The organism is Anabaena lutea FACHB-196 (assembly GCF_014698305.1).
GTDB classification, from domain to species: domain Bacteria; phylum Cyanobacteriota; class Cyanobacteriia; order Cyanobacteriales; family Nostocaceae; genus Anabaena; species Anabaena lutea.
In genome coordinates this window covers 1-25,335 of sequence record NZ_JACJST010000036.1, presented here as the reverse complement: position 1 = coordinate 25,335, position 25,335 = coordinate 1, and the positions used below count along the sequence as shown (strand labels likewise).

Annotated in this window: 20 protein-coding genes and 1 pseudogene; 11 read left to right on the top strand and 10 right to left on the bottom strand. The window is 39.1% G+C overall.

What is annotated here, in order from left to right; translation table 11 throughout:
- Positions 1-158 precede the first annotated feature (158 nt).
- Positions 159-2,687, bottom strand: a complete 2,529-nt coding sequence (locus tag H6G59_RS25170) for a mannose-1-phosphate guanyltransferase (protein WP_190720187.1) — start codon at positions 2,685-2,687, stop codon at positions 159-161.
- Positions 2,688-3,387: 700 nt separating this feature from the next.
- On the opposite strand from H6G59_RS25170, the gene H6G59_RS25165 reads away from it, so the two are divergent.
- A complete protein-coding gene (locus H6G59_RS25165; protein WP_127051966.1) occupies positions 3,388-3,579 on the top strand; it encodes a hypothetical protein in 192 nt (63 codons plus the stop codon).
- 42 nt (positions 3,580-3,621) lie between these two features.
- On the opposite strand, the gene H6G59_RS25160 is transcribed toward H6G59_RS25165, so the two are convergent.
- A complete protein-coding gene (locus H6G59_RS25160) occupies positions 3,622-3,891 on the bottom strand; it encodes a YciI family protein (protein ID WP_190720185.1) in 270 nt (89 codons plus the stop codon).
- Between the two features lie 855 nt (positions 3,892-4,746).
- Between H6G59_RS25160 and H6G59_RS27505 the strand changes: the two are divergent.
- Positions 4,747-4,923 (top strand): annotated as a pseudogene (locus tag H6G59_RS27505) (ParM/StbA family protein); the annotation flags it as partial.
- Between the two features lie 100 nt (positions 4,924-5,023).
- On the opposite strand, the gene H6G59_RS25150 reads toward H6G59_RS27505, so the two are convergent.
- From H6G59_RS25150 to pheT, 3 genes are all read right to left on the bottom strand, one after another.
- Positions 5,024-5,245 (bottom strand): hypothetical protein, encoded by a 222-nt coding sequence (locus H6G59_RS25150; protein WP_190720179.1) that lies wholly within the window; start codon positions 5,243-5,245, stop codon positions 5,024-5,026.
- 523 nt (positions 5,246-5,768) lie between these two features.
- On the bottom strand, positions 5,769-5,972 hold the full coding sequence (locus H6G59_RS25145) for a type II toxin-antitoxin system HicB family antitoxin (protein WP_199332156.1): 204 nt from the start codon (positions 5,970-5,972) through the stop codon (positions 5,769-5,771).
- A 126-nt stretch (positions 5,973-6,098) separates the two neighbouring features.
- Entirely contained in the window at positions 6,099-8,534 is a 2,436-nt protein-coding gene (gene pheT, locus H6G59_RS25140) for a phenylalanine--tRNA ligase subunit beta (RefSeq protein WP_190720176.1), read from the bottom strand.
- A 162-nt stretch (positions 8,535-8,696) separates the two neighbouring features.
- On the opposite strand from pheT, the gene H6G59_RS25135 reads away from it, so the two are divergent.
- From H6G59_RS25135 to H6G59_RS25125, 3 genes are all read left to right on the top strand, one after another.
- Positions 8,697-9,911, top strand: coding sequence for an FAD-dependent oxidoreductase (locus H6G59_RS25135; RefSeq protein WP_190720173.1), 1,215 nt, complete (start codon positions 8,697-8,699; stop codon positions 9,909-9,911).
- Between the two features lie 496 nt (positions 9,912-10,407).
- Complete coding sequence (locus H6G59_RS25130) at positions 10,408-10,749, top strand: RRXRR domain-containing protein (RefSeq protein ID WP_242038975.1); 342 nt, start codon at positions 10,408-10,410, stop codon at positions 10,747-10,749.
- A gap of 63 nt (positions 10,750-10,812) precedes the next feature.
- On the top strand, positions 10,813-11,346 hold the full coding sequence (locus tag H6G59_RS25125) for a single-stranded DNA-binding protein (protein ID WP_190720170.1): 534 nt from the start codon (positions 10,813-10,815) through the stop codon (positions 11,344-11,346).
- An 88-nt stretch (positions 11,347-11,434) separates the two neighbouring features.
- Here H6G59_RS25125 and H6G59_RS25120 read toward each other — a convergent pair whose 3' ends face one another.
- From H6G59_RS25120 to H6G59_RS25100, 5 genes are all read right to left on the bottom strand, one after another.
- Positions 11,435-12,313 (bottom strand): NAD(P)-dependent oxidoreductase, encoded by an 879-nt coding sequence (locus tag H6G59_RS25120; protein ID WP_016949074.1) that lies wholly within the window; start codon positions 12,311-12,313, stop codon positions 11,435-11,437.
- A 325-nt stretch (positions 12,314-12,638) separates the two neighbouring features.
- Entirely contained in the window at positions 12,639-13,844 is a 1,206-nt protein-coding gene (locus H6G59_RS25115; protein ID WP_190720167.1) for a class I SAM-dependent methyltransferase, read from the bottom strand.
- Positions 13,845-14,059: 215 nt separating this feature from the next.
- Entirely contained in the window at positions 14,060-15,415 is a 1,356-nt protein-coding gene (locus H6G59_RS25110) for a dicarboxylate/amino acid:cation symporter (RefSeq protein ID WP_242038974.1), read from the bottom strand.
- 185 nt (positions 15,416-15,600) lie between these two features.
- Complete coding sequence (locus H6G59_RS25105; protein WP_190720164.1) at positions 15,601-16,140, bottom strand: GAF domain-containing protein; 540 nt, start codon at positions 16,138-16,140, stop codon at positions 15,601-15,603.
- Positions 16,141-16,596: 456 nt separating this feature from the next.
- Complete coding sequence (locus H6G59_RS25100) at positions 16,597-17,781, bottom strand: NAD(P)H-quinone oxidoreductase subunit H (RefSeq protein WP_190720158.1); 1,185 nt, start codon at positions 17,779-17,781, stop codon at positions 16,597-16,599.
- A 371-nt stretch (positions 17,782-18,152) separates the two neighbouring features.
- Here H6G59_RS25100 and H6G59_RS25095 point away from each other — a divergent pair, with 371 nt between their 5' ends.
- From H6G59_RS25095 to H6G59_RS25070, 6 genes are all read left to right on the top strand, one after another.
- On the top strand, positions 18,153-21,347 hold the full coding sequence (locus H6G59_RS25095) for a type ISP restriction/modification enzyme (protein WP_190720155.1): 3,195 nt from the start codon (positions 18,153-18,155) through the stop codon (positions 21,345-21,347).
- Between the two features lie 74 nt (positions 21,348-21,421).
- Positions 21,422-21,601, top strand: a complete 180-nt coding sequence (locus tag H6G59_RS25090; protein WP_199332155.1) for a hypothetical protein — start codon at positions 21,422-21,424, stop codon at positions 21,599-21,601.
- A 286-nt stretch (positions 21,602-21,887) separates the two neighbouring features.
- Positions 21,888-22,118, top strand: a complete 231-nt coding sequence (locus H6G59_RS25085; RefSeq protein ID WP_015213125.1) for a hypothetical protein — start codon at positions 21,888-21,890, stop codon at positions 22,116-22,118.
- A gap of 2 nt (positions 22,119-22,120) precedes the next feature.
- Positions 22,121-22,573, top strand: coding sequence for an HNH endonuclease (locus H6G59_RS25080; protein ID WP_190720152.1), 453 nt, complete (start codon positions 22,121-22,123; stop codon positions 22,571-22,573).
- 34 nt (positions 22,574-22,607) lie between these two features.
- The gene (gene rsmH / locus H6G59_RS25075; protein WP_190720235.1) at positions 22,608-23,510 is read left to right on the top strand and encodes a 16S rRNA (cytosine(1402)-N(4))-methyltransferase RsmH; all 903 of its coding nucleotides are present in this window, start codon (positions 22,608-22,610) and stop codon (positions 23,508-23,510) included.
- A gap of 122 nt (positions 23,511-23,632) precedes the next feature.
- The gene (locus H6G59_RS25070; protein WP_190720232.1) at positions 23,633-25,117 is read left to right on the top strand and encodes a glycosyl hydrolase family 57; all 1,485 of its coding nucleotides are present in this window, start codon (positions 23,633-23,635) and stop codon (positions 25,115-25,117) included.
- Positions 25,118-25,335: the final 218 nt, after the last annotated feature.

Below are 25,335 nucleotides of genomic sequence, written 5' to 3'. Positions count from 1 at the left end.
GTACAAGATGGCAAATAGGCAGAAAGCAAATGGCAAATGACTGTAATGTTCATATATTCTAATTGTTTAGTTATTGCTGCCGTAGGCATCATGTAGTATTTTTGTCCGCAAGTGGTAAAGGGTTTGAACCTGCTTGACATAGCCGACGTTAGGGTAGTTTAGACTTCAGCTGCGTAATGTTCCTGTTCTCGTTCCACAAATGTCTGAACACGGTTGCGGTAATTTCTCAAGTTGTCATCTACCCATTCGCGATCGCTACTGTTGACAAATAAATGTACCAGTGGTTCACTAGCATCTGGCAAAACTAACACCCAACTATCATCATAGGGCTGACAAATTTTTACCCCGTCAATTAATTCCAGGTTTTGGGCTGGGTGAGTTTCTACCAAATAACGCATGAGCGCCCCCTTGGCAGTCCAAGGACAACGGATAGTATAATTTCTATGAATAACGCGAGGCAATTCGGCGCGGACAGATGCCAGCGATCGCTCTTGGATAGTCAGCATTTCAATTAATTTAGCAATACAGAACATCGAATCAAACCCCGGATGTAAATGGGGAAAAATAAAACCAGTCTCCCCACTACCACCTAAAACTACATTCGGATTTTTTTGGCAAGCTTCCATCAAAGCTGTCGGATTTGCTTTGGTGCGAATGACTTTACCATCATGACGACGAGCGACTTGTTCTACAGCACTAGAAGCGTGGACTGGGACAACTACTGAACATCGAGGGTTAGATGTCAACATCATATCTACCATCAGCGCTGTCAGCGTCTCCCCTCGCACCGGGTAGCCAGATTCATCAACTAAAATCAGTTGTTCCCCATTAGCTGATACCTGAACACCAAAATTAGCCTTTAGTGCTTCCACCACATGACCTAATTGTGTCAGTAGTCCTTCGCGGTTAGTAGTTGACATTGATGTTTTATTCAAACTCGCGTTTAGCACCACCGCATCAGCACCAAATTTATCTAACATTTGCGGTAAAACTGCCCCAGACACAGCATAAACATAATCAATCACTACCTTTGCCCGACTGTTACGAAGTGTTCCCACATTCAACAATTTCTCAAAAGCAGTGCAGTAGAGGTCTATTACTTGGCTGGGATAGGCCACATCCCCTATTTCATGACTTTGCGCCCTCCGCATATCTTCCTTAAAATAAGCCCCCTCAATTTTCTTTTCCTGGGCTTTAGTGATATTAATTCCCTTGGCATCCATGAATTCAATCAGGATATAATCAGGGCGATCCGGGTGTACACGCACATGAATACCCCCAGCTACTCCCATAGTGGGGATCACTGTGCGGGTAATAGGAATAGCTGTAGAATCAAGGTTTTGAATATCAATACCTACGGACATCAAACCAGCAATTAAAGAACGAGTCACCATCCGTGAGACATTACGTTGGTCACGGGAAACTGTTACCTTAGAACCTGGTTTCAAAGTTGAACCATAAGCAGCCCCTAATTTCACCGCAAATTCTGGGCTGATATCAATATTAGCTAAACCTTGGACACCACGTTGACCAAACAAATTGCGTTGCGCGGTATTGCCCCAAATCAGGTTAATGTTTAAGATTGCACCCGACTCAATCTTTTTACTCGGCCACACCCGCACACCGGGGCTAATTTGGGCTTCTTCTCCCACGGTGGAAAGGGAACCGACTACGGCAGCTTCTAATACATGAGCGCGTCTATCTACACGAGTCCCACGGGAAATTACACAAGCCGATAGCTGGGCTTCATCGCCAATAATTGCGCCATTCCAAACTATGGGACGCTTTAAGTTGGCATCAGCACCAATGGTGACATTATCGCCAATTACAGTCCCATCCTCAATTTGTACTCTCGCCCCAATCCGGCAATTGTCACCAATTACAGCAGGTGTTTCAATTCTAGCTGTAGGATCAATAAAGGTATTTTGACCAATCCACACACCAGGAGAAGTTTCTTGGTAGGGAAAATCAAGTTTTACTTTCCTAGCTAGTGCGTCATATTGCGCTTCCCGATATGCATCTAAATGACCTACGTCACACCAGTAACCTTGAGCTACATAACCGTAAATTGGCTCATTTCTGGTGAGTAGTAAGGGAAATAAATCTTTGGAAAAGTCACATTCTGTGTATTCTGGTAGATATTCTAAAACTTCAGGTTCTAATATATAAGTACCAGTGTTGACAGTATCAGAAAAAATTTCGCTGGTGGAAGGTTTTTCTAAGAATCTCTGTATTCTTCCAGTTTGGTCAGTAATCACCACTCCAAATTCTATCGGGTTGGGAACACGGGTTAAAACCAAAGTTGCTTTTGACTGTTTTTGTTTGTGAAATGCGATCGCTGCTGTCAGATCAAAATCTGTGATACTATCGCCGCTAATCACTAAAAAAGTTTCATCCAGCAGTTCAGCAATATTTTTTACACACCCTGCTGTACCCAGTGGCTGGTCTTCTTCGATAGCATAAGTCATCTGCACACCAAAATCACTGCCATCTTGGAAGTAATCCCGTAAAACATCTGGTAAATAATGTAACGTTGCGATTACTTCCGTAATCTTATGTCTTCTCAGAAGATTAATGATGTGTTCAGCAATAGGTCGATTTAATACAGGAACCATCGGTTTTGGTAAATCGCAAGTTAAGGGACGTAACCTTGTCCCTGAACCCCCTGCCATCAATACTGCACGCATAAACCCTCCTATTTGCAGCTTGAACTGCATTAGTATCCGTTATAAACTTTATGTTATTCTTTATTAAGTAGAGTAACGTAAATAATTAAAGGTTTGTAGAGAGGGTTTTAGACCTCCAAGTAGGGCTGAAGCCCTGACTACGAGCCAATTTCAAAATTTGTTACCTGAATTAACATAGTTTGATTTCTTTTCGCCTACTTACTTAAGTCTCCTATGGATGTTAATCTTTGAGGAACTTCCACTAGATGCATCTAGTGAGAAATAAGTTTAATTACTCATTAAACTATAGCAATACTCTTTGATTCAGGAGAGAATTTTTTAACTATTAGATTTTTGGGCATTGCTGAACTGAAGTATGAAATTAAAAAATCAATGGTTTCAAACTTTTACTCTTTGCGACTTTGCGCCTTTGCGTGAAACAAAATCATACTCTTAATCAGCAACGCCGATTTTTGTACTAGCTGAAATTTATGAGATTAACTTACACTACAATCAGATAAATAAGTAGTCTCAAACTAAAGGACTGATTAATGCAGGCTACAAAAAACCTACATAAGTGAGGCATACTTATGTCAGTCGGCGTAAATATTGAGCATTGGCATAAAGTTTGAACTGTGTTCATCTTTCTCACAAGATTTATCTTGATTTATGCCTTTCTACTTAGCTAATATTCTGTCAGTTACTAAGGGAGTTGATGGAAATGGGTAAATTAATTATTCTTGGCTTGATAGTGGTTTATGTCGGTGGGGCTTGGAAATTTTGGACTGGATTCAATAAAACTAACTTTAATCAAAGTCTGCCAAATCGCATTGGTTTTTCTTTGTTATGGCCAGCTTTGTTTATTGCTAATCCATCCTATCGGCGTAATTTTAGAAAAGCACTTAAAGGATAATTCGTAATTCGTAATTAATTACAAATTATGAATTATGATTGACTAAAAAGCTTGAATCCATTCCTTAATAGAATATTCAGTCCAAATACCGTTTTGCCAATAGGGATCAGCTTCCACTAATTGACGAACGGTGTTTTCGTCTTCGGCTTCATAAATGCCAAAAACTTGTGTGACATCTTTAGTCGGACCAAGGGTAATCAAAACACCAGCTTCTTTCTGTTTGGCTAATCCGTCTAAATGGTCTTGACGATAGGGGTCACGTTTTGCTAAGACATCTTCGCAGTAAGTTCCCCACATTATGTATTTAGGCATGGTGTTGTTATTTTTGTCTTGGTGAAAGATTTATTGTAGATGTATTGTGAGTTGTAGTCAATTATAAGTAGGGATTATTTAGTATAATTTATAGTATTAATCTCTCCTGGAGAAATAGCAAATAATACATTAAAAATTGTATGATACCGATGATTCCTTTTTTATTTGGTGTTATGGGTCTTGCTATGGGTGCTTTTGCTGCTTATGCTGCGGAAAGTAAGAATAGACAAGCAGCTAAACATTACAAAAAAATTGCTAATGAATTAAGTGATAAATATACCAATTTAGAAAAAGGATATCATCAACTTACTGATGAAAATACCAAAAAGATTGATGAATTAAATCAGGCTAGGGAAGTAATTGCACAAAACACACAAATTATTGATGAATTAACGAGTAGATATGAAAATCTAGAGCAAGAATATCATCAAGTAGCTGATGAGAATAAACAACATCTTGATAATTTAGCTAATTCTCAACAATTAATTAACAGAAATAAACAATTTATCACTGATTTTACCGTTAAATATGATAATTTACAGAAAAAATATGATGAACTTACTGCGGAAAATACAACGCAAAAAGAATTAATCACAGAAAAAACTAAAATTATTAATGAATTAACTGATAGACATACCAATTTACAGACAGAACTTGAAGAAATAGAAGAGAACTTAATTATTATTCCTGATGATTATTATGAGACTCTTTTAGAGAGTGTAACGAATAACCATAGAGAACCATTACTTAAAAATATTCTTAGTATTGACTTAGGTAGAACCAGCACAAAAGCCTGTGTTAGTCGTGAGCCAGGTAATGTAGCATTTATTTCTGCTAACATCAAGCAAATCCCATGTAATTATTACGGGTGGTGGTGGAGAGTTTTTCTGGGAAGATTTGCAAAGGTTGTTGAAAGAAAAGAAGGTAAATGCGTATTTAGCTGCACCTTCTCGCCAAGCTAATGCTTTAGGGCAGTATCTTTATGGAGAAGGTCAATTACGGCAGATTCGCGCTGTTAGGTCAGAAAAATGATCAATGATAAAATAAACCCTTAACTGTTGATGTCAAACGGTTAAGGGTGTGAACTTTTGTTTAATCTCCTTTAACTATTAGTTCTATTTGAGCAAGTTCATTAATTACAATAAATATCTACCCACTTAACTATATTGTCTCTATGCAATAAAAGAATAATAGGTTTTTCTAGTGGCTCTTTATGAAATTTATTATCATCAATACCGTCATAAAGTGAAATTCTTAGCTCATATTCTTCTAATATCTCATTTTTTAAATACTGAATTACATCATCTAATTTTTTGTCCATTAATTTATATTTGTTAAGGTTTTTCACCATCATAATTTGCACCTACTTTAGTTTGATTTGTTATTTACTCTCCCTATGCTAGATAAAATCTAATACATCTGCCATACGGTTAACCGTATTTTCTAGCGAAAATTCCGTAATTTAACCAATTAAGTAACAAATTTTTAGGTTGAATTTTACTTAGTAATACTCTACTATCTCAAACAAACTGCATTAAAATCTTCTTCCTTTCTCAATCTTTTCTCGAATTTAACTTTTATCTAAATTAACTTATTTTCTAAGTTGCTGCATTCTTGTAATTGCTGCTTGAATTGATTCTTTAGTAGTTATTTTTCCCCAAGCATTATATTTAGGTGAAATTTCTTATCCTGTCATTTGGTAAAAGGTATCCCTAAATCCTTACAAATCTTTTTAGCCAGAATATCATCAATTTCTTGATGTCGAGGAATGGCTGATCTCCTGTTTTTATCAGGATTCCATCACCAAGAATGTTGAGAACCTTCACGAATAAACTCACAACCGCACTCCTGTAAATGGCGTAATAAATCTCCCCGCTTCATAGTGCGATCGCTTCCTCAACATAATCATTACCCGCAGCTTCTCTAGCATCTTGACGGTTAAATTCTAGTGCTTCTAACAGTGTAATGCGTAAACTTTCTAATAATTCCTCTCGCGTTGCTTCCTGACAATTTACACCAGGAATTTCTTCAATCCAACCCAACCACCAATCCCCAGAGTGTTTAATTACTGCTGTGTACAAAATTTTTCCTCCTTAGCTTTAGCAGTTGTTTAATATCTATCATAGCAATGATAATGAGAATTGGTAATTAATAAAATCAAACAATTCTAATTAATTACCAATTACTTATTACCAATTACCCAGGTATTAACTTCTCAGACTTACGCCGAATTTTTCTACTAAAGCACTACGGACTTTATCGTGGACTGGTTGGACTTCAGACTCTGTGAGAGTGCGATCGCTGGCACGATAGACTAAACGAAAGGCTAAACTCCGCTGTCCTACTGGAACGTGTTCACCGCGATACTCATCAAACAACTCGACAGAATCTAATAAACCTTTTCCAGCTTTGGTAATCACCTTTTCAATTTCCGAAACTGTGACTTTCACAGGTGCGAAAAAGGCAATATCTCTATCGCTGGCTGGATAGGTAGAATATGACTTGAATTTAGGAACTAGCAAATCATCATTATCCAACCCGTTCAACAGCACATCCAAACTTAATTGGAACACATAAACTGCTTCTGGTAAACCCTTTTCTCGTCGCAATTGAGGATGAACTTGCCCAAAAGTCCCCAGTCTGTTTCCCCCCACCCACAAAGAAGCAGTGCGTCCAGGATGCAATCGAGAATCGCGGTTGTCTGGTTGAAATTCCACCTGTAACCCAAGTTGTTGAAACACACTTTCTAAAATGCCTTTAGCTTCAAACCAAGTGATAGGTTCTTCACGACCACCTCTTGACCATTTACCCAAAGAGGCATCACCACCAATGATCCCAGCCAGCATATCAGTTTCTTGCAAACCATCTTCTTCGCGCCAGAAAATGCGCCCTATTTCAAAACCATTTAGCGCCCCATTTCCCTGTTCTACATTATATTGACAAGCATCAATTAACCCAGATATCAAATCTGTTCTTAATGCTGAATATTCGGCAAACAATGGATTTGTTAAAACTATTTGCTGACTTTCTCCAGGTTTAACTAAAGAATAATGAATTAATTCTGTTAAACCTTCAGCCCGTAAAGAAGCGCGTAACTTCCGAAGTAACTCCTGATCTAAAGATAGATAACCAGGTTCAGTTTTTTCTGGTAAAGTATCGCAGAATTTATCATAGCCATAAAGACGGGCAATTTCTTCAATTAAATCAATTTCCCGTTCTAAGTCTCGGTAACGATAGGGAGGTACTGTCACCTTCCAAGTACGTTCACCAGTATTCACCAACTCACATCCTAGTGCAGTCAGAATTTTTTCTACATCTTTTGCTTGCAATTCTCCTGTTTCTTCTCCCAAATCAATCGGTCCGAGTACGTCATTGACTCGATCTAAACGCAGGGCGATAGAATGGAACCAAGTAGAAGATTCAGGACGACTATCAGCAGTTTCTTGCTGAACAATTACACCTGCTGCTAATTCACTGATTAATGATAAAGCCCGGTGACAAGCGATTTCTAATTCTGCTCGATTTACGCCGCGTTCATATCTACCCGAAGCCTCACTTCTTAACCCTACACTCCGAGAAGAACGACGAATAGCTACAGAATCAAATAAAGCCGCTTCTAAAACTAGGCTTTGCGTACCTTCATGAACTTCCGTTTCCTCTCCACCCATAACACCGGCTAAAGCCACTGCTTTGTTATTAGCGGTGATTAACAAATTCTGAGTTGATAAATTGCGAGTTTGTCCATCTAAGGTTTTGAGAGTTTCGCCAACATCAGCAAAGCGCACACCAATAGTTAATTTTTCACCCCCAGCTACAGATTTTAACCGTTCTTGATCAAAAGCGTGGAGAGGTTGTCCCCGTTCTAACAAAACGTAGTTAGTGATATCAACTACATTATTAATTGGTCTGACTCCAGCAGAACGCAAACGCTGTTGTAACCATTCTGGAGAAGGAGCAATTTTTAGCTGTTCTATTACCGTACCGATATAAGCCGGACAAGCTTCTGGTTCAGAGATTTTTAAAGTTAAGTTTCCTGTACCTTTGATAATTTCTACTTTTGTGGATTCGGGAATAGATAATTTTCCACCTGTTAAAGCTGCTACTTCCCTAGCGATACCCACCATAGATAAAGCATCAGCACGGTTAGCAGTCGCAGTCACATCTAAAATCACATCATCTAAACCTAACAAGGGACGTACATCACTACCCAAGGTGAGATTGTCTGCGGTGAAAATATGAATACCATCTATGTCAGTGGGTAAACCAAGTTCTTTTAAAGAACATATCATCCCGTTAGATGGGACACCGCGTAGTTTGGCTGGTTTAATTTTTAAATCGATATTTGGTAAATAAGTCCCTGTAGTGGCAATGGGGACAAAAATATTTGCACAGACATTAGCAGCACCACAGACAATATTTAAAGTCTCATCTGCACCAATGTCTACTGTACAAACGCTGAGTTTATCTGCATTGGGGTGAGGTTGACGCTCAAGCACTCTTCCTACAACTACGCCATTTGCCCAAGTTCGGCGATCTTCAATATCTTCAACTTCAAAACCTGCCATTGTCAAGGTTTCGGCTAGTTCTTCTGGAGTAAGTTTTATTTCTACTAGTTCCCGTAGCCAATTTAGAGAAATACGCATGGAGTGTGATTTTGTTCAGATTTGTCTTTTGCTTTAATTTTATATGTTAGGTGGAGATGATTAGGTTTTTATCTCATGCTCCAGATGCCAAGGTCTAATTTATTAAAATTATTGTGACAAGGTATAATTGGAAGTTTCCCTCCTTAGTTTTCAGGAGGTTTTATGAATGATGCTCACGAGATCGTAGACGTAATAACTACTGATTGTTGCATTGTTGGTGGTGGACCGGCGGGGGCTGTACTTTCTCTGCTGTTAGCGCGTCAGGGGATTTCTGTGATGCTGTTAGAAGCACACAAGGATTTTGACCGGGATTTTCGAGGTGATACTATTCACCCGTCGGTAATGCAGATTATGGAAGAGTTGGGTTTGAGCGATCGCATTTTACAACTACCTCACACGAAAATGCACCGCCTTCAGATACAAACTCCCCAAGATACTGTGACTTTAGCAGATTTTAGCCGCCTGAAAACCCGCTACCCTTATATCATGATGCTTCCCCAAGTAAAATTCTTGGAGTTCATCACCCAAGAAGCCCAAAAATACCCTAATTTTCACTTAGTCATGGGAGCAAATGTCCAAGAACTAATTGCAGAAAATGGTGTAATTCAAGGTGTGCGTTATCGTGGACAAGGTGGCTGGCATGAAGTCCGAGCCATACTTACAATTGGTGCAGATGGACGACACTCACGCTTAAGGCAATTAGGCGGCTTTGAGTCAATTGAAACTTCATCACCAATGGATGTGCTTTGGTTTCGTCTTCCCCGTCAGTCAGAAGAAATTGCGGGAGGAATGGGGCGCTTTGCTGCTGGTCACATTGTCGTTATGCTAAATCGTGGTGAAGAATGGCAAATCGCCTATGTTATTCCTAAAGGTGGTTATCAACAACTGCGTACCGCTGGTTTAGAGGCGTTGAGAAAGTCTATTGTGGAGATAATCCCAGAACTAAATAATCGTATCCAAAATTTACAAGATTGGTCACAGGTAGCTTTTCTCTCAGTAGAGTCTAGCCGTGTTCAACGCTGGTATCTTCCCGGACTGCTACTCATCGGTGATGCTGCCCATGTCATGTCCCCTGTAGGTGGTGTAGGCATAAACTACGCAATTCAAGATGCTGTGGTGACTGCCAATGTCCTCAGTAAATCACTCAAGCAACGTTATGTAGAAGTCAGCGATTTAGCCCAAGTACAGCAGCGTCGAGAGTTACCAACACGTCTGATTCAAGCTTTTCAAAATTTAATTCAAAAACAGATTTTTACCCCCATTCTTACGGAAAATCAAACATTTCAACCGCCTTGGCTGCTGCGTTTACCTATCTTACGTGACCTGCCGGCAAGGTTAATTGCTCTAGGTGTTTTTCCAGTTCATGTCCAGATTTAATCTTTTAATGGTAAATTAGTACTACTCAATGCAGAATAAAATGCTCGTTTCAGTCAGGTGCAGTTCATGAACAGCTGTTTATAGTTGTTCAAAGTTCTCACTTGACTTTTGTGATCAAATGTGGTTTTAATCTCCTGCTATAAAGTTTAGAAGTGCTAAATCCTTAAGTAACCCCATAGATAAATCTATGATGTGGAAATATTGTAAAGTTTGACTGATGAGGAGAAATATGTCAATAACCCCACCCTGAAGAGGGATGGGGCTTGTAAGAAACAAATCTTACGTGTTTGACTAGCCCACTGAGATCAATCCTGATACGCACTTCCAAATACTTCCCCAGTTTGGATTATCTGCAAGACTGTTTGTTCAGTCGTTGTTTAAAGACAAGACATTCTGGATTGATTGGGCGAGGGGACTTAAACTTGTCTGGGAAAATCGCTCCACTTGGGCAAAGCCCAAGACCGCGTTTTTCGCTTACTCCAAGGATTATCTCTTTATGCGAGTACCTGTGATTGCAGCAAAAAATATTCCGTTAATGCCAACAAAGCCAAGTCGCGCTAGACGTTGGATTAAATCTGGTATTGCAATTGGCAAATTTAACAAACTAGGTATTTTTTATGTTCAATTAATAGCCGAACCATCTGATATTCAGACTCAAAAGAAATCATTTTTTGGTTGGGTAAGCGGCGACACAGAAAAACACGTTTCAGTTAGTGATTGTAACTGGAAAAGGTTTGGGCAATGTACAGCTAAGAAAGTCCGATTGATACAGCGAAACACGGGATTAATCGTGTTGTCAACTCGGAAAATGTTTAATTTAATGGCATCGAACCATTAAATTAAACACGCTATCCCTCCTCATGTTGCTTCGCTGAACATGGGGTATCTCGCGGAAAACAAAATGAACAGTTGTATTTTAATGGCAGAAATTTATGACGCGCCCCAACTGCGTCACACACCCGATGGGTTAGAAGTTACGGAAATGATCGTTCATGTTCCGGGAGTGCGACCAGATGACCCTTCACACCCTTTGAAAGTTGTCGGCTGGGGTAATTTAGCAAAAGAAATTCATCAAACTTACCAATCAGGCGATCGCGTGATCATCGAAGGGCGCTTAGGGATGAATACTTTTGACCGTCCCGAAGGTTTCAAAGAAAAACGTGCTGAGTTGACAGTACAACGTATTCATGCTATCGGCAAAAGTATGAATCCGAATCCGAGTCCACAACCAGTGGCGACTGTAGCACCACCAGCACAGCGTCCTCCAGAAACATACCAATCAACCCAGCCAGCACCAACCCCAGCGACAACTTTTACAGGTACAGTACCCCAGCCAATCACCCCCGAACCCACCTATCAACCGGCAAATTTTGAACGTCAATCCTATCAGCCCGTCACAGAAGCCGAACCCGATCCCGACGACATTCCATTTTAAGAGGAGCAGGGGGGCAGAGGGGGAGAATAACTTCTACTGATTTTTATTACCTGCCTTCTGCCTTCTGCCTTCTGCCTTCTGCCTTCAATCACCCACCACTAACTTCACCCCATTCCCGAATTGCGGGAAAGACGGAAGAGTAATCATCTTCTGGATATGACATTTTCATTGCTGACTGTAAGATATGCCTTACACCCTCAATACTGCTGAGATTCAAACCAAGGGATTTAGCTTCAGAGATAAATAAATCTATTTCTTTGATCAATTGTTTTGTGGGCAAATTCGCTTTAGTGTAATTGCCATCTAACATCCGTTTCAGGTTTTGATCAAAGGTAGGCGCGTACAGTTTACTATCGCGCAGGATTCGCATAAACAAGTCTATATCAATGCCTTGCATCTGGACAAAAGCCAAACTGAGAGCAAAGCTAGTAGTGAGGGAAGCAATGAGTTGATTTAGTGCCAGTGTCAGGGCTGAGGCAGATCCCACAGGACCGATGTGTAATGGTTCTGGTCCAAAATGTTGAAGTAAATTGACGTGACGTTGATATTGTTCTGGTTCCGCACCTACCATCACAATTAACTTACCCGTTTCAGCTTCCGGGATGCTACCGAGTACGGGCGCTTCTATATATTCACCACCTGCTGCAACTACTGCATCTCTGATTTCTTGGCTTTCTGGAGGAGTCAGCGTCCCCATTTGGATGACACTGCGCCCTGATAAAGTGTGCCAAGAAGTATCTGTGAGCAAGACATGATAAATAGCTGCGGCATTAGATAGCATAAGAACTATACAATCAGCAGAGCGAATTGCTTGACGTGGTTTTGTGACAATTTCTGCCCCTGCTGCTTGTAGTGGTGCTAATTTTTCTGGGGTGCGGTTGTAGGCCACTAGCTCTACATTTGCGGCTAATAACCTTTGAGCCATCGGTAGTCCCATCAATCCAGTTCCCAGAAATGCAACCTTCATGTTTTACGTTCCTTTGTCATTGGTCATTAGTCATTGGTCATTGGGGAATGGGAACCGGGAAGTAAGTAATTATTTAATTATTTATTCGCGCCATTTCCCCATCTTTTCATGTTCCAGACATCAGCCACCTGCGGCAAAAGTAGCCATGATTATAATTGAAAGCAGGAGTCCGGGACTAAGTAGAGTTACTAGCACAAGTAGGTCGTGAGCAGTCATAGTTATTACTAAATTAAGGTTTGAGAGTTGAAGGTAATCACTGTTATGCTAGTCTAATAAAGACTAATACAGGATTCTTAAATAGAGTTTTAACCTTTTACCTTAACCTCTACCCTGGTATGGTTAATCCCTTCAAGCATTGCAAGGCTTGTTTTGCCGTTAATTCCTTGCTTTGAACTAGAACTCCAAAACTGCCCAGTCCCGTGGGTGAAATTAGTTGGTGTAATGCTTCCCGTCGGTTTAGCACTTGTGATAGAGGTTGGTTTTGAGATGAAAGGGTGGCTAGTCGTTCACCTAAACCCAACGCCATCAAAAATAAACCTTGCTGTGTCCAACCAACTGAATTTAAACCGCACTTTTTACCCCAAGATTCTAAAGCTGTAAAATCAACATGAGCGGTGATATCTTGTCGCCCAATATTGATGTAAGGGTTATCATGATGACGATGATGGTAGTAGCACTGTAATGTTCCTTGCGATCGCCTGGGGTTATAATAACGGCTGGAAGGGTAGCCATAATCAATTGTTAACACATACCCGCGTTGCAAGCAGTCTGCCACTATACTCAACCAATCAAGAGCAGCTAAATTAATTTCACTGCGATAACCATCTGCATAAGTACTTTGGCTTAATTCAATTTCCACCAAATCAAAATATGCTGCTAACTGCGGCGTAGATGGTTCACCTAATACTTCAATAAATTCAATATTTGACTTCTCCCCTAACAGGGAAGGGGTTTCGGGGGTTAGGTTCTGCGACGTAGTCACATAAATTTCCCGCAATTCTCCTGCTTCTAGAGTGAATTGATGAACGGGAAAAGCATCTACTAATTCATTAGAAAAAAAGCAACCAATAATTGAGTTGGGAGCTATTTCTTCCAAATTGCACCAACGAACATTTTGGTCTTGTAACCTTTGCTGCTGTTCTTGCCTTAAACTTGGCGATTTCTCAATAATGATGTATTCGAGTACGGTAAAAAAATCTGGGTGCTGTAATTTTAGGTAATTGAGAATGTGAGATGCCAAAATACCAAAACCTGCTCCCATTTCCACTAAAGAAAAAGGCGTTGGTTGCCCTAAAATCTGCCACATCTGGAAAAACTGCACAGCCAGTAATTCGCCAAAATCATTCCCAAGACTGGAAGATGTGAAAAAATCACCACCTTGAAACCCGATTTTGACTGTATCACTGGAATAGTAGCCATATTCGGGGTGATATAACACCATATCCATGTATTCAGCAAAGGTAATTCGTTTCTGAGGATTGGTGACAATGCGATTGGCTATAGCTTGACACAGTGCGGGATGGGAATCCATAAAATTTGCAATTTCAGGTAAAAGTTAAAGAACGCGGGGAGTAGGGGACGCACAGACAGTGTTTATCATTTATAAGGTTGATACAAATGGACAGACGCAAAAACACAAATAGCCTTTCAACTCTGTCAAGAGTCACCTTTGAAGAAGACACGGGGACACCCCATGTCTAAAGCCAGGGGATTCCAGCAAGGAATGTCTTTTTTCTCCTCCACGACTCAAGTCGGGGGCTTGAAACCATTTGCGTCGAACGTCGGACACAGGCGACTCTCCGCGTCCTCTTCGGTCACCTGTTCCCTGCTGTAAGTGTCGATATGAGTATTTAGAGGCTTCTTTCCGTCAAGTAGGCAGCTAACAGTCATATCGCCCATGACATTAATAGCAGTGCGACAACGATCTAAAAACCAATCCACTGTCACTAGCAATGCTATGTATTGAGTAGGCAGACCGACGGAAGTAAATACAAGGGTCATTGTTACTAAACCAGCTTCTGGTATACCTGCTGCACCAACAGAAGCAAAAATAGCTGTGATGACAACAATCAACTGCTGTGGTAAAGAAAGATGTAAACCTAATACTTGGGCAATAAATAGCGCTGACATTGCTTCATAGAGGGCAGTTCCATCATTATTAAAATTACTACCAACTAGCGCCCCCAAAGAAGCAGAAGATTCCCGCAAACCGATTTTAGATAGTAAAGCCTCAAAAGTAATTGGTGTTGTGGCTGTTGAGGAAGCTGTGGAAAAAGCTGTTAATAAAGCTTCTGAACCCCCTGCTAAGAAGTTTTTGGGAGTTACCCAAGAACCAAATTTCACTCGCAGCAAGTAATAACAGGCTTGTAAACTTAAAGCTAACAATACTGCTAAAATAAATGCTCCTAAGGATTTAAAGGGGGCAAAGCCTTGAAGGGCAACGGTTTTAGCAACGATGCCAAAGACTGCTAATGGCACTAAAGCTATAATCCAGTGCAGGATGCGGATGACTGCCTCAAATAATATTGTAATTACGCCCTCTATTGCCTGGTAATATGTTTTGCTTTCAGCTATTTGTTGTGCTTTCAAGGCACGCAAAACTACACCGAAAGCCAAGGAGATAAAAATTAGTTGAATGACATTGTTGTCAACCAGAGGTTTGAGGATAGAATCTGGTACGATGTCCTGAACTAGTCCCCAAGGGTCGAGAGTTTTGCTAGATGCTTCGGTGCTAGAGGGTGCAGAAAGACGACCCCATGAACCTGGTTGTAAAACGTTGGCGACGAGAAGACCGATGAAAATGGCTACAGTGGTATTGGTCAGTAGTAGCACTGTTAGACGACGACCGGATCTACCTGGAATATCAGCGGTGAGAAAGGCGTGGAGTACGGCTAACATAATTAGTGGTGTTGCTAAAGCCCGCAACGCCTTGAGTATTAAGTTACAGGGAATTGCTAAATGGTTGATATAGTCGGCATTATTTGTGGCTTGACTACTCAGTAAACTTCCTATGATTACGGCCAGGATAATTGCGATCGCTATTTGCAATGCTAAAGGAATATGCTTCCATGAAAGGTGTTTTTTCAGCGCCACTTTATCCATGCTTGGTTTCCCGCAGATCAGGTTTGTGATTTGGAATCTGACAGAAGTGGTTTAAAGCACCCCTTCGATTTGTTTGTCTGTCCAAATCCCATCACTTATCTAATCGGTTACAAAATTTTACACTTTCACAGGAGTGACAACTTTTAGCTTCTAAATTCAAGGTTTTCAAAAAGTTGCAGACGGTGTTAACTTTCTAAGATGTTAGGATCTGTAGCCAGTGTGTGGGCGGCTGTTTGCATTAATTCTATCTCTACTGGCGACCAAGCATGAGTTTTATGACACTGATGAGCTATTAGTAGTCCCCATAAACCTCTAGGAATCAAAATCGGTACGACTAAATTGGCGCGCACCTGCAAACTGCGGAGGAAATCGCGGTGACAAGGTGCAATAGGTTCTAACTCAATATCAGCGATCGCATTTACCCTGCCGCCTAAGTACAAAGCGGCGTATTCATTGTTAAAACAATCATCGGCTCCCGTTGAACCCAAAATTGAAAATTCATCAGAAATCAAAGATTCAAATGTCACCTGACCATGCCATTGCTCATAAAAGTAATATAAGACTACGCGATCAACTTGGAGTGATTCTCGGAGTTGATTTGTTGTTTGTCGAACTAACTCATCCCGCTGCATTTTTCTCACAAGGCGATTCAGCAATCTTTGCATACCCTGTTGATTATGCCGATTCGAGATATGTTCAAATTTTGAGTGAGGGTGAATTTGCACAGGTCTAAAATAACTATTGAGTAAAGATTCTCGAATTTATATAGTAACTTATCAGACCTTTCAGAAAAAATCACTCAGAACCTAATATAAGTTGTCTTATACAGTAGTGAAGTGTGTTATTTTTATGGCTTAATATCAATTATATTCCTAAATATTAAAAAATAATTAATTTTATTAGCATTAATCTTTATCCATATAAATATTAAATTTTGGTGTCCATTCTCAAATTGATTTACATATTAATTTCAGTACATTAATTTATATTAAACAATATAACCGTATTTTAAAGCATAGCCGTGGACAGGGTGGTTAGGACATCAATTGATAATGAAACTCGCACTACAAGAGGGTTTTACTCCTGACTCCTGCTATACAAATATTTTTTATACAAAAAACATAGAGACGCGAGTGAACACGTCTCTACTAAAGTAAACAGTGGCTTAATGCGGTGATTAATTATCTATCAACAGATCCCATGATCACATCAATACTACCGAGAATTACCACCACGTCGGCAACCTTCATCCCCCGTAATAAATGAGGGAGAATTTGCAGGTTGTTGAAATCTGCTGGACGAATTTTCCACCGCCAGGGGAAAACGTTATTATCACCAACTAAATAAATTCCCAGTTCACCTTTACCGCTTTCTACACGGGAGTAGATTTCACCTGTAGGAATTTTAAATGAAGGTGAAACTTTCTTACCAATGAATTGATAATCAAAAGCATCCCACTCAGATTTCTTCCCAGCCATTAACCGCTTGGCTTCCAGGTTTTCGTAAGGTCCGCCCGGTAAACCTTGGATGGCTTGTTTGATGATTTTCACGGATTCGCGCATTTCTCGCATCCGTACCATGTAACGGGCAAGACAATCACCTTCCGTTTCCCACTGTACATCCCAGTCGAAGTCGTCGTAACATTCGTAGTGGTCAACTTTCCGCAAATCCCACTTCACACCCGAAGCGCGTAACATGGGGCCAGAAAGTCCCCAGTTAATTGCTTCTTGGCGAGTAATAATACCCAAACCTTCAATACGGCGACGGAAGATCGGGTTATTGGTAACTAAGCGTTCATACTCATCAACTTTAGGGATGAAATATTCGCAAAATTCCCAACACTTGTCTACCCAACCGTAGGGTAAATCAGCAGCTACACCACCAACGCGGAAGTAGTTATTATTTACCATCCGATAACCTGTGGCTGCTTCCCACAAATCATAAATCATCTCCCGTTCCCGGAATTGATAAAAGAAGGGAGTTTGTGCGCCAACGTCAGCGAGGAAAGGGCCAAACCATAGCAAGTGGTTAGCAATGCGGTTTAGTTCCAGCATGATCACGCGAATGTAGCTGGCGCGTTTAGGAACTGCCACACCTGCTAATTTTTCCGGTGCGTTAACAGTGACTGCTTCGTTGAACATCCCCGCAGCGTAGTCCCAACGGCTGACGTAGGGGACATACATGATATTTGAGCGGTTTTCGGCAATTTTCTCCATTCCCCTGTGCAGGTAGCCAATGACTGGTTCACAGTCAACGACATCCTCGCCATCCAGTGTCATAATTAGCCGCAGAACTCCGTGCATTGAGGGATGATGAGGCCCCATATTTAGCACCATTGGTTCAGTGCGGGTTTCTATTCTACTCATAGATTTGCTGTTCTCCCGTTATTGCCATTTTTGAATTGAACCGCCAAGATGCTAACCAGACAAGATTTATCGGATCTGCCAAAATTTAGCTTGTAGGGATAATCTTGCTGTCTCTACAGGGTGATGTTGAAGAGAGGATAGCAGGGTCGGATTTGTACTTGATGTTTTATCGTGTTGCACTTCTTAAATTATTATAGGTAAGCCTGATCTATAAGCGATCAAGAGTGCTGATTTTTTTCTTCTACCTGTGGGATATAGTAAATTGGCTAAATTTTGTTATCTCACGCAAAGGCGCATTAGCGAAGCGAAGTACGAAGTACGTTAGGCGCAAAGTAAGAGAAGCAGAGTTTTTTAATAGTTGTGATCAAATTATGAATTATTTGCAAGTATACTTTCAAGAAGTTAATCAAATTTATCAAGGTCAAAATGCTACTGAGCATAGTTATCGTCCAGCTTTGAATAAATTAATAGAGTCTTTAGATTCTAGTATTCAAGCTATTAATGAACCTAAACGAATTGCTTGCGGTGCGCCGGATTTTGTGGTAATGCAAGGTGGTTTGGAAGTTGGGCATATTGAGGCTAAAGATGTTGGTATTTCTCTTAAGAAAGTTGAAAAAACGACGCAGTTGGGGCGTTATTTTCATGCTTTGGGTAATTTGATTTTAACTGATTATTTGGAATTTCGTTGGTATGTCCAGGGAGAGTTAAGGTTATCTGCATCTTTGGGAATAATTGATAAAAATAAGAAAATCAAAGTTGATGCTAAAGGGATGCAACAAGTTGAGCAACTTTTGCGGCAATTTTTATTAACTAAAGTTCCTAAAGTTACAACTCCGAAGGATTTAGCAAAACGGATGGGTGGTTTGGCGCAGTTGATTCGAGATGCGATTAAAACGGCGTTAAATGATGTGGATAAAGGGGGAATGTTACGTCAGCAGTTAGAATCTTTTGAAAGAGTATTAATTAAGGATTTAACTGGGGAACAATTTGCAGATATGTACGCCCAAACTATTTGTTATGGGTTGTTTGCAGCCAGATGTAATACGGATAATTCCAGTAATTTTTCACGGGAAACAGCAGCGTTTAAGTTACCAAAAACTAACCCGTTTCTAAGAAGTATATTTGGACAAATTGCTGGACCAGATTTAGATGAAAGAATTAATTGGGCTGTGGATACTTTAGCGAATATTCTGCACCAAACGGAAATGGCAGAAATTCTGAAGGATTTTGGTAAACGTAGCCGCAAAGAAGACCCTGTTGTTCATTTTTATGAAACGTTTTTGGCGGAATATGATCCGAAAATGCGGGAATCACGCGGGGTTTATTATACTCCTGAACCTGTGGTTTCTTATATGGTTAAAAGTGTTGATTATATTCTCAAAAATAAGTTTAATATTAGTAAGGGTTTAGCAGATTCTAAAAAGATTAAAGTTCCTAATCCTCAAGGTGAGGGAACTATGGAAACTCATCAAGTTTTGATTCTCGATCCTGCTGTGGGTACGGGAACTTTTATGCACAGTATTATTGATTATATTTATGATAATTTTAAATCTCAAAAGGGGATGTGGTCAAGTTATGTGAGTCAGCATTTATTACCCCGATTATTTGGGTTTGAATTATTAATGGCTCCTTATACTGTAGCACACATGAAGTTAGGGCTACAGTTGCAAGAGTTGGGTTATGATTTTAGTTCTGATGAACGGTTAAGGATTTATTTAACTAATACTTTACAAGAAGGTTTTCAGATTCCACCTGCTGATGGTTTTATGAACAGGATTCGAGACGAAGCAGAAGCAGCAAAGGATGTAAAACAAGATGTTCCTGTCATGGTAATTTTAGGAAATCCACCTTATTCTTATGAATCTGTAAATACTGACCCTTGGATTGTCGGATTAGTTAGGGATTATTATCAAGTAGACGGGAAACCTTTAGGAGAAAGAAACCCTAAAGGATTATTAGATGATTATGTAAAGTTTATCCGTTTTGCTCAACATCGAGTTTCGGAAACTGGTTATGGTATTGTGGCTTTAATTACGAATCATGGTTATTTAGATAATCCAACGTTTCGGGGTATGCGTCAAAATTTGATGCAAACTTTTGATGAAATTTATGTTTTAGATTTACATGGTAATAGTAAGAAGAAAGAAGTTTGTCCTGACGGTTCACCGGATAAAAACGTTTTTGATATTCAGCAAGGTGTAGCAATCAGTATTTTTATTAAATATCAAAATAGTCAGCAAAAGTCAGCAACGGTTTATCATGCTGATTTGTGGGGTGTGAGAGAGATTTATAATGAAAGTAAACAGTTAGTTGGTGGTAAGTATCATTGGTTAGCAGAAAATGATATTAATTCGACTGATTGGGAGCAATTGCACATTGATACTAAATTTTATTTATTTAAAACCAACGACATTAATTTACAAATTGAATATAATCGAAACTTAAGCATAACTGAAATTATTTCCAAAAATTCAGTAGGTTTATATACAGCAAGAGATAAATTGGCGATTCACTTTACACAAGATCAACTTTGGAAAACTATAAATAAATTTGTTGAACTATCACCAGAGGATGCTAGAATTCACTTTGATTTAGAAAAAGATGCAAGAGACTGGACAATAATTTTAGCACGAGAAGACATTAAAGATTCAGGCTTATCTAAATCACAAATTTTTCCAATCCTATATCGACCATTTGATAATAGATTTACTTACTATACAGGAAAAAGTAGAGGCTTTCACTGTATGCCTAGAAGTGATATTATGAATCATATGATTAAAAGTGAAAACTTGGCTTTAGCCACTTTAAGAAGACCACGAAATGAAATTGCTGCTAACTTTTTTGTTAGTGATAAGATTACCGATAAATGTATAATTTCATCTTTGGATAATGCAAATATTTTCCCTCTCTACCTTTACCCAACCGATACTCCAACTTTATTTGACCACCAACCCACTAATGCACCTGGAGGACGTAGACCAAATTTATCACCAGAATTTATCACAGAATTTTCCCAAAAACTAGGTTTAGAATTTATTTTTGATGGAAAAGGTAATAAATCTAAAACCTTTGGTCCAGAGGATATTTTAAATTACATTTACGCTGTCTTTCATTCTCCTGCTTACCGACAACGCTACGCTGAATTTTTGAAAATTGATTTTCCCCGTGTTCCTTTAACTTCCAATTCTGTGCTTTTTTGGGAGTTAGTCGGAAAAGGAGATAAATTAGTAAAATTACATCTAATGAAAGAAGCAGGATTAGAAATTTCTACTTATCCTATTGCTGGTTCTAATATTGTAGAACAAGTTAAATATAATGAACCTAATCAACGAGTTTGGATAAATTCTGAACAGTATTTTGATCAAGTTCCGCCACAAATATGGAATTTTTATATAGGTGGTTATCAAGTTTGTCAAAAATGGCTGAAAGATAGGAAAGGGAGAGAATTAACTTTTGATGATCTTACTCATTATCAAAATATTATTTCTATAATATCGGAAACTATCAAGACGATGGCAGATGTTGATAAAATAATTGAAAAATATGGCGGTTTTCCGTTAGAATAATAGTTAACAACAAGATATGAAGACAGACACGATATTTTACACATTACTCCAATAGCCGTCAGGAGTTAGAAGCAATGTTTGGATTAACAGAATGGCAGCAAACTCGATTTTATCAGGAAGTAAAAGAAGAAACGAAGTTAGAAACGATTCCTAAACTGTTAAATGAGGGACTAACTGTAGAACAAATTGCTCGGATATTTGAGTTAGATATCGAAGTGGTAAAACAAGCAATCAAACAGCAAAATAATAAATAGACATTGGATGAATAAATACAGGATTGATAGACCTTTAACAGCTTTTTCATGGAAGTTTCATAACTAAAGACGGTGCGTTACGTTATCACTAACGCACCCTACTAACTCATTATCAAAATTTCACAAAAGATTTTACTACACCTGAAAAAAATTGCTGAATTATTTAAAGATTGGAAGGAAATTGATTTCAATCCTGTCATTGCACAGCAAAAAGCAGTTACAGTTTAATAAGTCAAACGTATTATCTAAACTTAGCTAACCAAAATTGTCAATTAAGGAGATTTCTATGAAAGAATTAATGAAACAACCATCATCTTGGCTTCCAAATGGAATAAACTTGAATCTTTCAGATCAATTTCGACCTTTTTCCTTTACTGAAGAGTTACAGATTCGTTTAGAGGAACTCTTAGAAAAGAATAAAGAAAATTTACTGAATCCAGATGAACAAGCAGAATTAGCTGGTTTATTGGAATTAGAAAAAATCTTCAGTTTTATCAACGCTAAACTTGCTTCTTAATTGTGGTTATTAATAATTTTGTTCGTTTAAACGTCCGCAAAAGGGCAAAATACTTGTGTGAATATTGTCACTCACCAGAACGCTCAAATGCAACACCATTTACCATTGATCATATTATTCCCCAATCTTTAGGGGGATCAGATGACCTGAATAATTTAGCTTTAGCTTGTCATCGTTGTAATCAAAGGCGATATAATTTTAGAACTGGGATTGATACAGAAACACAAACAGAAGTTCCATTATTTAATCCTAGAAATCAAAATTGGTCAGATCATTTTATATGGACAAAAAATGGGTTAAATATCATTGGGACAACTCCTATAGGTCGTGCAACTTGTAATCGTTTTGATTTTAATGATCAAAATCATGATGATGGGTTTATTCTAAGTTCTCGCCAACTTTGGTTAACAGCCGGTTGGCATCCACCTATAGATGATCCATGTCAAGAAAAATAAAAAATGCTTAATTTATATTATTAATAAATAAATGATGCAATCAGATTTACAAACCCTAATAGATTCAGAAGAAATTACATTTTCTCATATTCCTGTTCTCAGTCAAGAAGTGATTACAGGTTTAAATATCCACCCTGGTGGACATTATTTAGATTTAACTGTTGGTGGTGGTGGCCACAGTCGGTTAATTTTAGAAGCTGCTGAAGATGTAAAAGTAACTGCTGTTGATCAAGATTTAGATGCTTTAAAAGCGGCAAAAGATAATTTATCCGAATTTGGAGATAGGGTGAATTTTATTCACAGCAATTTTGCTAATTATCATTTTCCAGACAATACTTGTGATGGTATTTTAGCTGATTTAGGTGTGAGTTCCTATCATTTAGATAATGCAGACAGAGGTTTTAGTTTTAGAAATACTGCAAATTTAGATATGCGAATGAACCAGCAACAGACGCTTACTGCTGGGGATATTATTAATGAGTGGGATGAAAAAGAATTAGCAGATATTTTCTTTCAATATGGTGAGGAAAGACTTTCTCGACGGATTGCGAGACGAATTGTGGAGAAACGCCCATTTCAGACTACTACAGAATTGGCTGATGCGATCGCATATTCTGTCCCCCCTAAATACCGTCATGGGAGAATTCACCCCGCTACCCGCGTTTTTCAAGCTTTGCGAATTGCTGTCAATGATGAGTTAAAAGTGCTAGAAACCTTGATAGAAAAAGCCCCATTAGCACTGGTTCCCGGTGGAAGAATGGTCATTATTAGTTTTCACAGTTTGGAAGATAGATTAGTGAAACACGGGTTAAGAAATTCTCCCATGTTAAAAGTATTGACAAAAAAGCCAATTATTGGTGGTGAAGAAGAAATTTCTCAAAATGTGCGATCGCGCTCCGCTAAATTAAGGATAGCAGAAAGAGTAGTGGCTGTTTAAGAAGAGACGCGGGGGGAGGGACGCAAAGAAGAGGAGACTTATTGGTAAACAAACTTCATCAAGAAGTAGAACCCAAAGGTGGGAATATCTGGGAGTTAGACATCGTTGCGGAAAAACCAGAAATGCTGAAACTCCTTACCAATCTCCCATCTTTACCCGAAATCATCGATGATTTACCAAATATTTCTGGTTGGGAAACAGAAGTGCTTTCTGTAGTTAATCATGACGCGCCCGTATTTTTACCAACAACTAATATCAAATTAGCAGATGTCAATGCTGTATTTGCGATCGCACTGCATATGCACCAACCAACTATACCAGCTGGACATAACGGTTCATACATCAGCAATCTGCAATATATGTTTGAACATCAGCACGAAGGAGACAACCATAATGCTGGACCCTTTGCCAATTGTTACAGCCGTATGGGAGACTTTATTCCTGAATTAGTCAATCAAGGCTGTAACCCCCGTGTGATGTTGGACTATTCTGGTAATCTTTTGTGGGGACTTCGGCAAATGGGACGGAGTGACATTCTCGACAATCTTAAACGCATCACCTGTGATTTTACTTATCAGCCTTATGTAGAGTGGTTGGGAACAATGTGGAGTCATGCCGTCATTCCTTCCACCCCCATACCAGATATTAAACTGCACATCATCGCTTGGCAACATCAGTTTGCGGCAATTTTTGGTTGGGAAGCATTAGGACGAGTGAAAGGATTTTCACCTCCAGAAATGCACCTACCAAATCACCCAGATACCTTATTTGCATTTATCAAAGCCCTCAAAGAATGTGGATATCGCTGGTTACTTGTTCAAGAACATACGATAGAACAAATCAGTGGTGAACCTATCACCCAAAAACATCTACCACATCGTTTAATCGCTCGTAATTCCCAAGGGGAAACAATTAGTATTACAGCCTTGATTAAAACCCAAGGTTCAGATACTAAATTAGTTGCTCAAATGCAGCCATACTATGAAGCTAAAACCTTATCTAAACAACAATTAGGAAATGTTTTAGTACCACCAATCGTCAGCCAAATAGGTGATGGTGAAAATGGAGGTGTGATGATGAATGAATTTCCCAGCGGTTTCAAACAAGCTTGGGGACAAATAGGTAAAACAGGTGTTGTCGGGGTTTGTGGAACAGAATATTTAGAATTATTGGCTGCGGCTGGTTGTCAACCTGAAGACTTTCCCTCTTGTCAACCAGTAGGACAACATCAAATTTGGCAGCGAATTTCAGCAGATAATTTTCAACCAGAGGCTGTAGAAAATGCCATTCAAGAAATAAAACAGATTAACCCCAATTTTCATCTGGATGGCGCGTCATGGACTAATCATATTAGTTGGGTGCAAGGATACGAAAATGTTTTATCTCCCATGTATGAATTAAGCAAATTATTTCATCATAAATTTGAGCAGTTATTGTCTACCAACTCAGATAAACCTATCACCAGACAAACTCACTACCGCCAAGTTTTATTACATAACTTGTTGCTGCAAACAAGTTGTTTTCGATATTGGGGACAAGGTGCTTGGACTGATTACGCACGGGAAATTTACCAACGTGGTAAAGATTTACTACAAGCTTTAGATTAGATAAAACAAAAAGCCTATAACTGAGTTACCGATTTTCTTCGGTTTCCGCTTGTAGGCTTGATTTAATGATTGACTCAGTATGAAAACAGTATTACTGAACAGATGACAAAACAGAACGGGAGCAACGCGATTTTGTGAGGTGGGGCAAAAAAAGTGCGATCGCCAAGTTAAAAACAGGCATCGCTAAAATATTTTTCTGAAATTAATGTTAAATAAAT